Source organism: Oceanobacillus saliphilus (assembly GCF_023522835.1).
GTDB classification, from domain to species: Bacteria; Bacillota; Bacilli; order Bacillales; family Amphibacillaceae; genus Oceanobacillus; species Oceanobacillus saliphilus.
The window spans coordinates 40,843-55,041 of the sequence record NZ_JALCZU010000016.1 but is presented as its reverse complement, the minus strand read 5'-3'; the positions used below and the strand labels follow the sequence as shown (position 1 = coordinate 55,041).

The following is a 14,199-nucleotide window of genomic DNA, read 5'->3' as shown; positions in this document are numbered from 1 at the left end:
AGCGTTCGTCCTGAGCCAAGATCAAACTCTCCATAAAAGTGTTTGAATTAGCTTAGTCAGAAGACTAGCTTCTATTTGTTACTTGTTTCGAAAGAAAACAGTGTTTTCTTTCTTGACATATTGGTTGTTTTGTTCAGTTTTCAAAGAGCAAAATTTCTTTATTGCTTTTTTATCAGCAACTTTTATAGTATAGCATTTCTTTAAAAGTAAGTCAACACTTTTTTAAAAAAGAAATGTGATGGGCCTGAGTGGACTCGAACCACCGACCTCACGCTTATCAGGCGTGCGCTCTAACCAGCTGAGCTACAGGCCCATTATTATAATGGAGCGGGTGAAGGGAATCGAACCCTCATCATCAGCTTGGAAGGCTGAGGTTTTACCACTAAACTACACCCGCATATTCAGTTAAATATATAATAGAAGAATTAATCCCTATTACATTCTGGTCGGGAAGACAGGATTCGAACCTGCGACCCCTTGGTCCCAAACCAAGTGCTCTACCAAGCTGAGCTACTTCCCGTTATAATGGTGCGCCCGAGAGGACTTGAACCTCTAACCGCTTGATTCGTAGTCAAGTACTCTATCCAATTGAGCTACGAGCGCCTAAAAGCCAACCTGTTAAGTGTAACACTTCCTAAAGAAAATCGCAAGCACTATTTAATTAACAATGCGGCCGAGAGGATTTGAACCTCCACGGGTTATTCACCCACTAGGCCCTCAACCTAGCGCGTCTGCCATTCCGCCACGACCGCGTATAATATATATCCCGTCATTTTATGACAGTTTTTTATAATGGTGAGCCATGAAGGATTCGAACCTTCGACCCTTTGATTAAAAGTCAAATGCTCTACCGACTGAGCTAATGGCTCATGTAAAATGAGATTTCCTTACTTTAACAACTGCGTACATTTTGTGCTCGTCGTGTTGTAAGATTTTTTCGGTGATGATGCACTCCTCGCAGGCCTACACATAGTAGTTTTTTACTGATGTCGGCGGCCAGCTAATGGCTCATGTAAAATGAGATTTCCTTACTTTAACAACTGCGTACATTTTGTGCTCGTCGTGTTGTAAGATTTTTCGGTGATGATGCACTTCTTATAGGTCTTCGCATAGAAGATGTTTCACTGACGTCACATACTAATGAATCATATATAACGAGTGTTTTATTTCGCAACTGAGAAAACAAGAATAAAAAAATACTATTCATTAAATAGTATCAATTTCTTTTATAAATAAATGGCTGGGCCACCAGGATTCGAACCTGGGGTACACGGGATCAAAACCCGATGCCTTACCGCTTGGCTATGGCCCAACTAATGGCGGTCCGGACGGGACTCGAACCCGCGACCTCCTGCGTGACAGGCAGGCATTCTAACCAACTGAACTACCGGACCTAACTATTTATATTTAAAAGAAAGATGACCCGTACGGGATTCGAACCCGTGTTACCGCCGTGAAAGGGCGGTGTCTTAACCGCTTGACCAACGGGCCATAATTAGAATGGCGGAGAAGGAGGGATTTGAACCCTCGCGCCGCTTACACGACCTACACCCTTAGCAGGGGCGCCTCTTCAGCCACTTGAGTACTTCTCCATATGGCTCCACAGGTAGGATTCGAACCTACGACCGATCGGTTAACAGCCGATTGCTCTACCACTGAGCTACTGTGGAATAATATAATATTAACCTATATTCCGATGTGAAAATCTATTATAGAATAATTATGGCAACGAAAAATATAATACAATATTTTAATACAGTTGTCAAATGTTTTTATTAAAAGTAAATCAACTGCGTATAACAGATATTTTGTCAGCTTATTTAATTTACCACGGATGACATTTTTCGTCAATGTATTATTATAATTATTTACTCTTTCATCTTTTTCATCATGATGAGTTGTAACCTAATTCGCCATGACATCTTCCACATCTATATTTTTTAACATCGATACGCCGCTTTCTTTTATAGATATGTTGACATTTTTCACAGGTATACACATGGTTATAACCTTTCTTTTCTGAAGGAAGCGGGCTGCAATGTCTTGGTGACCCGGTCTCTTTCAGCAGTTTTCTGAAGTCTTTATCGCGGTGTTTGTACCCTTTTCCTTCTATATGAAGATGATAATGACATAGTTCATGTTTGATAATACCGATAAACTCACTTCCATCCATTTCTGTTGCATATTTTGGATTCAGTTCAATTAACCTCTTAGCTGGAATATACCTTCCTCCAGTTGTTCTGAGTCGATGATTAAAACGCACGTCATGCTGAAAGGATTTATTAAAACATGTTTCCGAAAGATCATTTACTAACTGATACAATTCCTCGTCATCTAATAGTGTCATTTTTATAAAACTTCCTTATATATATTCATTTTTATCCATTTTATCATATTATGAATAGTACCTTCAATTAGTAATAGCGCATCATATCACACATACATAAACAGCTCTTTTCGATTCAATATTTATAAGACCTGCGAACCAATATAATCAAATAACCGCCCTCCCAACCTCCTTAAACCCTTACAATTACTGTATTTCATTCTTCCAAAGGCCCTCTTTATTCGAAGGTTTTTTCTCAATTAAATATCTCAATTGATAATGATTTTTGCTATTCATCTAGCAGACGAGACTTTCCTAACGAAGAAGAAAAACTATATGGTAATAGTCAATGATAAAATAGATATGCATTGTAAAAGGATTTTTACCTTTTTTGAGAGAAAATTATCATTATTAAGCAACTACATTTATAGTAATCTGGTAATGATTGTGTTATTATAATAATTGTATTTAATAACCAGGAGGGATACTATTTATGAGTGAAGAATTTAAAAATAAAAAGAAAATGACCACTGCATTTGGTGCTCCAGTACCGAACGATGATGACTCAAAAACTGCCGGTGCCAGAGGCCCATTATTAATGGAGGATTTCTGGTTTCTTGAAAAACTTGCGCACTTTGATAGAGAAGTAATTCCTGAACGCCGTATGCATGCAAAAGGTTCTGGTGCTTATGGTACGTTAACGGTAACAAATGACATTACTAAATATACAAAAGCAAAAATTTTCTCAGAAGTTGGAAAGAAAACGGATATGTTCCTTCGTTTCTCAACTGTTGCCGGTGAGCGTGGTGCAGCGGATGCAGAACGTGATATTCGCGGAGTTGCAATGAAATACTATACAGAAGAAGGTAACTGGGATCTTGTAGGTAACAATACTCCTGTATTCTTCTTCAGAGATCCTAAACGTTTCCCGGATCTTAACCACGTTGTTAAACGTGATCCAAAAACAAATATGCATAACCCGGAAGCTAACTGGGATTTCTGGTCAAATCTTCCTGAAGCTTTGCATCAGGTAACGATCGTTATGAGTGACCGTGGTATCCCTAAAACATATAGACATATGAATTTATTTGGAAGTCACACATATAGCATGTTTAATGCAGCTAATGAGCGTACTTGGGTTAAATTCCATTTCTATACAGAACAAGGAATTGAAAACTTAACGGATCAAGAAGCTGAAGCAGTAGTTGGTAAAGATCGTGAAAGCAGCCAAAAAGATCTATACGAATCTATCGAACAAGGTAAATTCCCTAAATGGAAAATGTATATTCAAGTAATGACAGATGAACAAGCAAAAAATATGCCTTATAATCCATTTGACTTAACGAAAGTATGGTATAAAGGTGACTTCCCTCTAATTGAAGTTGGAGAATTGGAGCTTAACCGTAATCCGGAAAACTATTTTGAAGAAGTAGAGCAAGCAGCATTTGCTCCAACAAATATTGTACCGGGAATTGGATTCTCACCAGATAAAATGCTACAAGGAAGATTGTTCTCTTACGGAGATGCACAGCGTTATCGTTTAGGTGTCAACCACTGGCAGATTCCTGTAAACTATCCGAAAAATGTGGAAAACTTCCATCCATACCATCGTGATGGCGCTATGCGTATTGAGAAATATCAAGGCGGTCAAATTTCATACAGCCCGAACAGCTATGGTGAGTGGAAGGACAGTAAAGAACATCAGGAGCCAGCTTTAGAGCTTGGTGGAGATGCAAACTACTGGGACTTCGATGAAGATGATAGTCTTTATTATGAGCAACCAGGGAAACTATTCAGACTGCAAAGCCCTGAAGCACAACAAAGATTGTTCGAAAACACTGCACGTAATATGCAAGGTACAACAAAAGCAACGCAGCTTCGCCATATTAGTAACTGCTACAAAGCGGATCCAGCATATGGTGAAGGTGTAGCAAATGCGTTGGGTATTTCACTTAGCGAAGTGGAAGCAGCAAGCGACAAAGATTAATTGTTTTTACAGCCAGCTCACTGAAATAGTGAGCTGGTTTTTTGTATTAAAAACTGTACACATATAGCTGGACGTGGACGTTTAGGTGTACATATTAATCAATTCCATTTTTTCCTATATCACAGAAAAAAAAGCTGCCCACGAATTAAATTGTGAGCAGCCTTTTCGATTATTTTTCTTTAATCATAGATAAAGCAATTCTGCCTTTCATAGCATCAATTTGTTCCACCCAGACAGTTACTACATCCCCGACTGACGCGATGTCCATCGGATGCTTTACAAATTTATCTGCCATTTTGGAAATATGAACAAGCCCATCCTGTTTAACTCCAATATCGACAAAAACGCCAAAATCAACAACATTTCTTACAGTTCCTTGCAACTCCATTCCTGGTTTTAAATCTTCCAATGTCAAGACGTTTTGTTTCAGCAATGGCTGCGGGAAATCATCACGAGGATCACGTTCTGGTCGGCTCAGAGCATTCATGATATCAATCAAAGTAGGTTCGCCAATTTCCAGACGGTCAGCAATATCCTTCTTATCCAATTTATTCATTTTATCTCTAAGTTTTTCCGTTCCAATATCGCCTAGTTCACAATCAAGCATTTTTAATAGCTTTTTTGTATGCGAATAGCTCTCCGGATGAATTGGTGTACGATCAAGAGGATTATCCCCATCAATAATTCTTAGGAAACCAATACCCTGTTCATACGTTTTTGCACCAAGTCTTGGTATTTTTTTCAATTGCTTTCTATCGGTAAATTTACCCTCTTCGTTTCGTTTATTTACAATGTTGTTAGCGACTGTCTTACTGAGACCCGCTACATATTGCAATAATGAAGGAGATGCAGTATTTACATTAACCCCAACCTGGTTAACAGCTGTCTCCACTACAAATGTCAAAGATTCATTTAAAGATTTTTGGGTTACATCATGCTGATATTGACCGACACCAATTGACTTCGGGTCTATTTTCACGAGTTCAGCCAATGGATCCTGTACTCTCCTTGCAATCGATGCAGCACTTCTTTGTTCCACTTGTAAATCGGGAAATTCCTCACGTGCCAGGGCGGATGCAGAATAGACACTTGCTCCAGCTTCGTTGACAATGATATATGGAATATCCAATTTGTTGTTAGTAATCACATCCGATATAAAGAGTTCCGTTTCCCTTGATGCTGTTCCATTTCCAATTGCAATTAGCTGGACTTGGTATTTTTCAATCATTTTCATGACAATTTTCTCTGAGCCTGCAATATCATTCTTGGGTGCTGTTGGATACATAACTCCAACTTCATGGACTTTCCCTGTCTCATCAACAATTGCCAGCTTACAACCTGTCCTGAAAGCAGGATCCACTCCAAGGACCGTTTTTCCTTTTAAAGGCGGTTGCAGCAACAGGTTTTTAAGGTTAACAGAGAAAACTTCAATAGCCTGCTCCTCAGCCTTCTCCGTTAAATGATTGCGAATTTCTCGTTCAATTGATGGCTGAATCAAACGCTTATAGCTATCTTCAATGGCTTCTTTTAAAATATCTGCAATCATTTTATCTGTAGCTCTTCTTATAACTTTTGATTTTATAAATTGCAAGATACGTTCTATTGGCGGTTCTATTGCCACTTTCAGAATCTCTTCTTTTTCACCGCGGTTCAATGCCAATATACGATGAGAAACTAATGAACGAACGGACTCACTGTACGCATAATACATTTCATAAACGCCTTTTTCATCTTTCTCTTTATCTTTAATTTCTGAGAAAATCATTCCACGCTTAAAGGTTTCTTCTCTAATATAATCCCGATACGCGGCATCATCAGAAATCCATTCTGCAATAATATCGTTGGCACCCGCCAGAACTTCTTCCATCGTATGTAATTGATGCTCTTCCGAGAAATATTTTTCGGCTTCCTTTTCCAAATCAAATGATTGCTGCTTCCAGATAAGCTCTGCGAATGGCTCTAAACCTTTTTCTTTGGCAATTGTTGCTTTCGTCCTGCGCTTTTGTTTATATGGTCTATATAAATCTTCGACACGTTGCAGTTGTGTCGCCTGTTTTATTTCCTTTTCTAAGTCCTCGGTTAATTTTCCTTGTTCATCAATGATACGGAGTACTTCCTGTTTTCTATCGGAAAGATTAACAGCATAGTTCCATTTATCCTGCACTGTTTTAATTTGTACTTCATCTAAACCACCGGTAACTTCCTTTCGATACCGAGCAATAAAAGGAACCGTATTCCCTTCATCCAGTAATTCGATTACCTTTTTAACTGTATTTGCATTTACTTGCGCTTCCTTGGAAACCCATTTAATAAGACTCTGATCTAATTGATCTTCCACGATTGTTCCTCCTTCATGTACCACTCTATTTTAACAAAAATAAGGATGATTTCCCAATCAGCATAAATGGAAACTTCACTTAGGAACGTGAGAAATTAAATGCCAAAAAAATGACCGACGTTTTGTCAGTCATTAACGTGAACTTATACGTACCTCATTGCAATTAATGTTGTATCATCCACTCGCACTTTTTCACTTGTCTGTTCATATGTTTTCGTAATGCTTTCCATACTTTTATTCGTAAAAAAATATTGAGATAACTCTTTATCCATTACTCCGTCCGAAAACATAATAAAATTTGTATTCGGTTCAAGTTGGTGTTTCATAACTTTAAAGGTCCGATGAAAACCAGCTAAATACCCAGAATTTGGAATATTTCGTTTTTTTTCTTGATTATCGGTTATAGACATAATACCGATATTGCCGATGGAAGAAAATGAGGATGTCTTCGCATTAAAATCTAGCTTTAGAATTCCCAGGACAGCTCCACGCTTTCCTTGAAGCTGTGAATTACAAACTTTAACGAGCTGTTCTACAGTTGCATGGATATTGCTTTTAATAATATCAATTACAATTTGAGAAGACTCTTTTGCAAATTCCCCACTGCCAAGACCATCTGCGATTGCACACACAAACTCATTATCGGTTTCCGTATAAAAATAACTGTCTCCACATTCATAATTTCCCTTTTTTGGCTTTTGGAAGACTGAAACCTCAACTCTTTTGCCGAAATTCAATCGAAGACCTCCGAACTTTCAGACTGAATTGCCTCGCGAAGTTTTCTTAGCGATCGTCGCTGTAGCCTTGAAACATGCATCTGGGATATTCCTAACAATTCGCCTGTTTCTTTTTGACTCATATTTTTGAAGTACGTACACTCCAGTATTTCTTGCTCTCGTTCCGAAAGAATAGGGAGAATTTTTTCCAGCATCATCTTCTGTTCAATATTATCGTATCCATTCTCATTATTTCCGACCAAATCAAGTATAGCAACCGTACTTCCATCTGAATCGGCCTCGATTTTGCGATCAACGGAAAGTGCTTTATAACTTTTACCCATTTCCATCGTTTCCAGAATTTCTTCTTCTGTCGCTTCGAGATAATTAGCAATTTCGCTTACCGTAGGAGACTTTTGATTCATCGTTGTTAATTCGTCGACTGCTTTTTTAATTTTTGGTCCCAATTCTTTTATACGACGCGGTACGTGAACACTCCATGTTTTATCACGAATAAATCGTTTAATTTCACCAATTATAGTTGGGATTGCAAAGGATTCGAATGATTTACCAAATGCGGAATCATACCTTCTGACTGCAGCTAATAATCCAATCATCCCTACTTGCACCAAATCTTCATGGATCGCACTGTTTTTGGAATACTTTCGAGCAATTGATCCGACCAAGTCTTTATAGGTAAGTACAATTTTTTCTTGTATTTCCTCATTCGTAGGCTCTTTTTGGAGAAATTCAATCCACTGGTAAACCTCATCTCCCCCTTTATTGTGTGGTTGAGACTTGGTCGTCATCGACATCCACCTCTTTTTCACTAACATACTTTGTCATTAACACAATAACTCCATGGGAATTATTTATTTTGACATCATCCATCAAAGCCTCGATTAAAAACAAGCCAAAACCGCCTTCTCTAAGAGTCTCGATAGGTTCATTGCTTTTATACGGACCTATACCGTTTTTCACCTCTATTAAGTTAAAACTGCCGCCATGATCGGCAATCATAATTTCGATGCGGTCAGCATATAGGCCAAAACCAACAGTAATCTCACCTTGTTCCGTTTCATGATAGGCGTGATTAACTGCATTCGTAATAGCCTCAGACACAGCAACCTTCAAGTCTTCAATATCTTCATAGGAAAACCCCATTCTATTGGCAATACCGGACATAGTCAGACGAACGACCCCCACATATTCAGCCTTTGCGGGAACCTTAACTTCTACAAAATCAAATCTTTCCATTACTCATTTCCACCTCGAATCGCAGCTTTTATATCCATAATCTCATCCAAACCTGTAATCTCAAAAATACGTAATACTCTTTCCTGTAAGTTGACCAACATGAGTTTACTATTACTTTCTTTCGTGGATTTCAGTGCACTTATAAACACTCCCAATCCAGTACTATCCATATAATTAACATTTTCCAGGTTTACTTCTATTATTTTTCCTTCTGCTCTAGTCAAAGGCAGTAATGTCTCTTTCAGTTTCGGAGCAGTATAAGCATCAATTTCACCGACGACATTTAAAATAGACTTTTCATTTTCTTCGACGACGTTCACTGTTAAGTTCATGGTTTACCTCCTATTACGACTATTAATTATGTAATACCTATCTAATTAGATAGGCTCTAAATTAATTCTAGATATGCTTCTTATTCCTCATGACTATCTGTTTACCCTTTTGAAAAATCTCTAAACGTATTTTTAACTATTTTTTCGAAGAACCATCAACGTAAAATCGTCTCTTAATTGGAAGTCCTGTAGTCTTTCAAAATGCTTGTAAACATTTTCGACCATTTCCTGAGCTGGTAAGTCCGAATACTTTTTAATAATATCCAATACTTCCTGACTTTCAATGAATCGATCACCATCACGGCATTCTGTTACCCCATCTGTAAGCAGGATTACCATATCATCTTTATTAATCGTCATTTCATATTCCTTATATTCCGTATCAGGTGAGACCCCCAATACAAGTCCTCTTGTTTCAAATTCTTTAAAGGTATCGGTCTCGGCATTATAATAATATCCTGGTTCATGACCAGCAGAAGAGAAACTGAGTTTACTTTCCTGTGGCTGATAATGCGCATAGCACATCGTTATAAACATACTTGGATCGACATTTCGCTCCACGACTCGATTCAGATTTTTAAGAATTGATTTCGGACTCATCGATTCTTCCGGGTAACTGTCCATCGAGTACTTAATCATCGACATACATAACGCTGCAGGTATTCCTTTCCCGATTACATCGGCAATCGCTATACCTAATGAACCATCTTTACCTTTTACAAAGTGATGATAGTCTCCATTCATCTGATGTGCCGGAACACTGATCACACCGATATCCATTCCATTAATTTCAGGCTTATTTGTCCCCAGTAATGTTTTCTGCATGCTGGCAGCAACAGATATTTCCGATTGGAGTATATGCTTTTCCTCTCTTAGCAATGGTATTTCTTGCATTGCCAAACCGTAGAAAATCATCGCCTCAAGTAAAAAATTCATAGAATTCTTATAGTCCTCGGTTAAATCATTGCATACTTCTGCCATCGCCTGAATATGCAGGTTTACAATTTCTTCCGGTAGTATGTTATTTTTTATGAAGGCTTTACTGACTTTCTCTACACCATACAAAGCCTGCTCATCTTGTGACTCCATATAGTTTCTTAGAAGTTCTTTATAATTGGTTGCATTTTTGCTGATAACTTCTTCCATTTATATCCCCCCCAGGATACTTTCTCGCTAAAAAGTTGTTTGTAAGCAAAGCCTTATAAACACCGCGCTTATTTATATATTAACGAACCCATTTTATAGCCTTGATCCTCGTACCATTTCCGATTTCAGAGTGAATATCGAATTCATCCATCAATCTCCTGACGCCTGGTAGTCCTGCACCCAACCCACCTGATGTAGTGTATCCATCTTGCATGGCCTGGCTTATATCAGAAATTCCTGGGCCTGTATCGACCGCAGTCATACATAATCCGCGATGTTCTATGTTATCTATAAATTCAAAGCAAATCTGACCTTTTTCAGCATATAAGTATATATTACGAGCTAATTCGGATACTGCTGTAGCTATTCTAGCCTGGTCTACAGTACCAAACCCTAACCTTTTGGCCATCTCACGACCAAGTTGTCTCGCTCCAACAATATCCCACTCTTTATGAATATTTACACAGGACTGTGGCTCCATTTTTATACCCCCAATTCCTGTTGCAATTTCAGTAGCCCTTGTTCAAGGTCTAATGCAGTTGGCACATTTTGAAGATGAATACCTAAGTCAATTAGAGTCATTGCAACAGCAGGTTGGATGCCGGTTAGAACTACTTTTGCCCCCATTAAGTCTGACATTGAAACTACGTCGCCTAACACTTTCGCAATAAATGAATCTATAATATCAACAGACGTCAAATCAATGACGACACCTGAAGCGCCGCTCTTATGAATCTTATCCAATAAATCTTCTTGAAACTGGATAGCGGTTTGATCATCTATTTCTGTTTGAATGGAAATAAGCAAATAATTATGGAGCTTAAGAATTGGTATTCGCATTAATCTCACTCCCCTTGTATAGATTTTATTATTTGTTCGATGTTGTTTTGTTTAACCTCTATATCAACCACGTGACGCCCTGTTATTTCAAGTGCTTTTGTGAAGCCTTTCTTTAAAGAACTTTTTGTAGGGAAATTACTCAAATCTATTCCGAGATTAACGATTGTTTGGGCAATCTCAGGGCGTATTCCAACGAGAATACAAGTTGAACCAATTAATCGAACTGCTTCGGCAGCTTGTATAATATGATGTGCAACCATCGTATCTACCACTGGTACTCCTGTAATATCGATTAACACGACCTCTGAATTATGTTTTATTGCACCTTCAAGGAGGTTTTCCATAATCAGCTTTGCCCGTTCCGTATCAATCGTACCGATAAGTGGCATGATTGTTATACCATCCATAACTGGGATGAGTGGTGCAGATAATTCCTGGAGCGCAACTCGCTGAAGGGATAGAATGTGTTCCCAGCTACCGGAGTATTCATTGACAAGTTCACGAATCAAAGGTTCTACCCACTCATCTACACTCGCTAAAACATTCGAGAAATAAGCGGAGTCCACTTCTTCAGATTGTGTGAGTAAATACTCTGTTGAAACTCTTCTGAAAACCTGTAAGCCATCTGTGATGTAGCTTAAAGGCCATCCGAGATTGATTATTTTTTCGGAAAAGTCTTCTACTGCCTTTGTAGATCCCTGATTTCTAATACTCGTGAATATTACATTTACAAATTCCCGATTTGTGTTCTCATATAGCTCGTCCGAAATTGTCGCCGTATAATTGCCCGCCTTTAATGAACCTATTTCTCCCATCCATTTTTGTACAATCGAATCGCTATTATCAATAACTAACTGTTTAAATTTAGAGTCCATCATTTTCCCCCCGTTGCTATTTAGGTAGTGAAATATTGTTGTATATTGCATATTAATTCATAATTATCTACCATATATTGTACCATACATCTAACCTACCAAGAAGTTTTACAGGCGATGTGCAGGCCTAGCAAATCGCCATTTTAAAACCGCCCTTTATGTTTACCCCTTTTATCAGTGCTCTAAACCACAAAAATAAAAATACCCATTCTCACTGGAGAAAGGGTATTTCAATTACCACTATATACGTCTTTAAGCCCAAGGCTGATTTCCACAGCCTGATTAATTTTATCCATCATTTCTTTATCTAACTTAGTGATTTTATCAGTTAAGCGCTGCTTATCCAATGTTCTGATCTGCTCAAGCAGAATTACAGAATTCCGGTCAAACCCATACCGTTTGGCATCGATTTCTACATGGGTAGGCAATTTAGCTTTTTGAATTTGTGCAGTGATAGCCGCAACAATAACCGTTGGACTAAAACGGTTACCTATATCATTCTGAAGGATCAATACCGGGCGTACGCCTCCTTGTTCTGATCCAACGACAGGGGATAAGTCAGCGAAATAAACCTCGCCTCTTTGAACGATCAAATTATTACACCCCGATCACAGAGCGCTCTAGGGTGTTTTCAGCCTCCTCTTCAGCTTGAAAGGCTTCTGAAGCAATCGTCAAATTAATTCGGCCCATTTCTTCATATCCACGTTGCATTGTTTCCTGAAAACGTTGGATATGCTCCTCTTTCTTGTGGTTTAGATAGTTTTGTGTTGCTTTACATATAAAATCGCTTAAATCGCTATTTTCATATTTCATTAACCCATCCACCTCATTCAGTAGGTTTTTTGGTAACTTAACCAAGATTTCTTGTAAGCTCTCTGACAAAACCATGCACCTCCGACAACTGTTAACGAACAATATAAAATTCTTCTTAATAATAGCATTGAATCGGTTTGTTTGCAAAGGGGTTCTGGCGATTTTATTAAAAAAATCCATGTTTTTGTCGTTTAATATTTATTTTTAGTGGTAAATAGCAATGTTAATGGTTAATTTATCCGTCACACCCCAGTTTATGGGTTACTGACTAAGTTTATGCACTCCTGTAAAATATATGCCTTTTCATCCAAAACATGCATATTGATTATAGAAATGGCTGTGTCCAGAAGATTGGACAAGTTAATCACGACATACTCAAAATGTTGCTTTTACCGTAAAATGTGTAAACTGCGAACTTAGAAAAGAAACAAAATTTACGATTAGAGCCAAAGAAATAAAAGGCAGGCTCATTAATGTGAGCCTACCGGATAACGACTGTGATTTACTTTGCGACCTGCCCCTGAACGGATTCTGCTACTTGAATCATTTCTTCTCTGGTCAATTCATCACTGGCAAGTGTGAAGTCTATGCCATTATAACTCCATTCTAGTGTATTTGAAGTAAGTGCTGCTATGGTGTGTCCCAGATTTATGATTTCACCATTCACTTCCTGCGGGGACGACAAAACCGGCCTTGTATGATTTCTTTCCTCTACTAAAGTGAAGTTCCTATCTCCCTCAAAAGTCAAAATAACTCTTTTTCCGTTTTCAAGTTCTACTTCTTTCTGCTCTATGATCTCTGCTCCAGCTGTATATAATGGATATAGTACCGCTAACTCTTCTGATTCAGAGGCTTGTGGCTGTGCAGAAGTTTCTGCATCGCCTTCCTCACTGCTTGTCATGTTTTTCTCCATTGTGAAGTCATCTTCGCTGAATGAAGGGTCCATTTCAAAGCTTGAGAAACGGACTTCAACCAATGCATTTTGGTCTTTATCCAAAACCTTTACCATAGCTGGAGTATATGCATTTTTATCAAAATAAATCTCCTGAAAAGGTAAATTATTGTTACTCTGATAATTTGTTTTCGTTTTAAACACATAATGGCTTTCGGTAGACTCAAATTGAGCTTCCGTATCTTTTAATACGTCTTTTATTAAAGACTGATATAGGTATGGCTGACTGCTGTTATCCGGCCATTCCGTCTGAAATTTGAAGCTTTTATCAAGGGCCGGAGTTAAAACAAATACACCATCTTCATTTTTGAGAATGATCTGGCTTTCTTTTTGATCAAGACTGTTTTCCAATGCCACGCGATAAAAATCTTCTTGCTTGTACCAGACATCAATATTGAATTTCTGCTCTTCCTGTCCCGTGTTCATGGACATTTCAGCCTGTGCTTTATAGCCTGTCATTTCTTCTAGATTTTCTTCCAGTTTAGCAATAACATCTTCCTGTGTTTTTTCGCCACAAGCTGCCAAAAACAATATCATGAGGGCTAAAATAAAAGCCACGCGATAAGCATAAAATTTTTTCATCGACATATCTCCCTTGTCTCAATTAACAAAGGGAA

Annotated in this window: 14 protein-coding genes and 11 tRNA genes; 1 reads left to right on the top strand and 24 read right to left on the bottom strand. The window is 38.2% G+C overall.

The window, feature by feature from the left end; translation table 11 throughout:
• Positions 1 to 239: 239 nt before the first annotated feature.
• The 12 genes from MN204_RS19415 to MN204_RS19360 form a co-directional block, all read right to left on the bottom strand.
• A tRNA-Ile gene (locus MN204_RS19415) sits at positions 240 to 313 on the bottom strand.
• Positions 314 to 323: 10 nt separating this feature from the next.
• A tRNA-Gly gene (locus tag MN204_RS19410) sits at positions 324 to 397 on the bottom strand.
• Positions 398 to 443: 46 nt separating this feature from the next.
• Positions 444 to 520 (bottom strand) — tRNA-Pro (locus MN204_RS19405).
• Positions 521 to 526: 6 nt separating this feature from the next.
• Positions 527 to 603: transfer RNA gene (locus MN204_RS19400), tRNA-Arg, on the bottom strand.
• Between the two features lie 65 nt (positions 604 to 668).
• Positions 669 to 752 (bottom strand) — tRNA-Leu (locus MN204_RS19395).
• Between the two features lie 41 nt (positions 753 to 793).
• Positions 794 to 869, bottom strand: a tRNA-Lys gene (locus MN204_RS19390).
• Positions 870 to 1,237: 368 nt separating this feature from the next.
• Positions 1,238 to 1,312: transfer RNA gene (locus MN204_RS19385), tRNA-Gln, on the bottom strand.
• A 5-nt stretch (positions 1,313 to 1,317) separates the two neighbouring features.
• Positions 1,318 to 1,394 (bottom strand) — tRNA-Asp (locus MN204_RS19380).
• A gap of 25 nt (positions 1,395 to 1,419) precedes the next feature.
• Positions 1,420 to 1,491 (bottom strand) — tRNA-Glu (locus MN204_RS19375).
• 10 nt (positions 1,492 to 1,501) lie between these two features.
• A tRNA-Ser gene (locus MN204_RS19370) sits at positions 1,502 to 1,592 on the bottom strand.
• Positions 1,593 to 1,595: 3 nt separating this feature from the next.
• A tRNA-Asn gene (locus MN204_RS19365) sits at positions 1,596 to 1,670 on the bottom strand.
• A gap of 218 nt (positions 1,671 to 1,888) precedes the next feature.
• Entirely contained in the window at positions 1,889 to 2,347 is a 459-nt protein-coding gene (locus tag MN204_RS19360) for a SprT family protein (protein ID WP_249872731.1), read from the bottom strand.
• A 472-nt stretch (positions 2,348 to 2,819) separates the two neighbouring features.
• Here MN204_RS19360 and MN204_RS19355 point away from each other — a divergent pair, with 472 nt between their 5' ends.
• Positions 2,820 to 4,313, top strand: coding sequence for a catalase (locus MN204_RS19355; protein WP_249872730.1), 1,494 nt, complete (start codon positions 2,820 to 2,822; stop codon positions 4,311 to 4,313).
• Positions 4,314 to 4,482: 169 nt separating this feature from the next.
• On the opposite strand, the gene MN204_RS19350 is transcribed toward MN204_RS19355, so the two are convergent.
• The 12 genes from MN204_RS19350 to MN204_RS19295 all read right to left on the bottom strand — a co-directional run bounded on the left by MN204_RS19350 (position 4,483) and on the right by MN204_RS19295 (position 14,164).
• A complete protein-coding gene (locus MN204_RS19350; RefSeq protein WP_249872729.1) occupies positions 4,483 to 6,651 on the bottom strand; it encodes a Tex family protein in 2,169 nt (722 codons plus the stop codon).
• 143 nt (positions 6,652 to 6,794) lie between these two features.
• Positions 6,795 to 7,388, bottom strand: coding sequence for a SpoIIE family protein phosphatase (locus MN204_RS19345; protein ID WP_249872728.1), 594 nt, complete (start codon positions 7,386 to 7,388; stop codon positions 6,795 to 6,797).
• Complete coding sequence (gene sigB / locus MN204_RS19340) at positions 7,385 to 8,176, bottom strand: RNA polymerase sigma factor SigB (protein ID WP_249872727.1); 792 nt, start codon at positions 8,174 to 8,176, stop codon at positions 7,385 to 7,387. The genes MN204_RS19345 and sigB overlap by 4 nt, the downstream gene beginning before the upstream one ends.
• Complete coding sequence (rsbW, locus tag MN204_RS19335; protein WP_249872726.1) at positions 8,148 to 8,624, bottom strand: anti-sigma B factor RsbW; 477 nt, start codon at positions 8,622 to 8,624, stop codon at positions 8,148 to 8,150. The genes sigB and rsbW overlap by 29 nt, the downstream gene beginning before the upstream one ends.
• On the bottom strand, positions 8,624 to 8,956 hold the full coding sequence (locus MN204_RS19330; protein ID WP_249872725.1) for an STAS domain-containing protein: 333 nt from the start codon (positions 8,954 to 8,956) through the stop codon (positions 8,624 to 8,626). The genes rsbW and MN204_RS19330 overlap by 1 nt, the downstream gene beginning before the upstream one ends.
• 132 nt (positions 8,957 to 9,088) lie before the next feature.
• On the bottom strand, positions 9,089 to 10,102 hold the full coding sequence (locus tag MN204_RS19325; protein ID WP_249872724.1) for a PP2C family protein-serine/threonine phosphatase: 1,014 nt from the start codon (positions 10,100 to 10,102) through the stop codon (positions 9,089 to 9,091).
• Between the two features lie 79 nt (positions 10,103 to 10,181).
• The gene (locus MN204_RS19320; RefSeq protein ID WP_249872723.1) at positions 10,182 to 10,583 is read right to left on the bottom strand and encodes an anti-sigma regulatory factor; all 402 of its coding nucleotides are present in this window, start codon (positions 10,581 to 10,583) and stop codon (positions 10,182 to 10,184) included.
• 2 nt (positions 10,584 to 10,585) lie between these two features.
• A complete protein-coding gene (locus MN204_RS19315) occupies positions 10,586 to 10,942 on the bottom strand; it encodes an STAS domain-containing protein (RefSeq protein ID WP_067730256.1) in 357 nt (118 codons plus the stop codon).
• Positions 10,943 to 10,947: 5 nt separating this feature from the next.
• Positions 10,948 to 11,817: an RsbT co-antagonist protein RsbRA gene (rsbRA, locus tag MN204_RS19310; RefSeq protein WP_249872721.1), complete on the bottom strand. Its 870-nt coding sequence runs from the start codon at positions 11,815 to 11,817 to the stop codon at positions 10,948 to 10,950.
• A 230-nt stretch (positions 11,818 to 12,047) separates the two neighbouring features.
• Positions 12,048 to 12,410, bottom strand: a complete 363-nt coding sequence (locus MN204_RS19305; RefSeq protein WP_067730258.1) for a type II toxin-antitoxin system PemK/MazF family toxin — start codon at positions 12,408 to 12,410, stop codon at positions 12,048 to 12,050.
• Positions 12,411 to 12,414: 4 nt separating this feature from the next.
• Positions 12,415 to 12,699, bottom strand: coding sequence for a CopG family ribbon-helix-helix protein (locus MN204_RS19300; RefSeq protein ID WP_249872720.1), 285 nt, complete (start codon positions 12,697 to 12,699; stop codon positions 12,415 to 12,417).
• 433 nt (positions 12,700 to 13,132) lie between these two features.
• Positions 13,133 to 14,164: a LolA family protein gene (locus MN204_RS19295; protein ID WP_249872719.1), complete on the bottom strand. Its 1,032-nt coding sequence runs from the start codon at positions 14,162 to 14,164 to the stop codon at positions 13,133 to 13,135.
• Between the last annotated feature and the right edge of the window lie 35 nt (positions 14,165 to 14,199).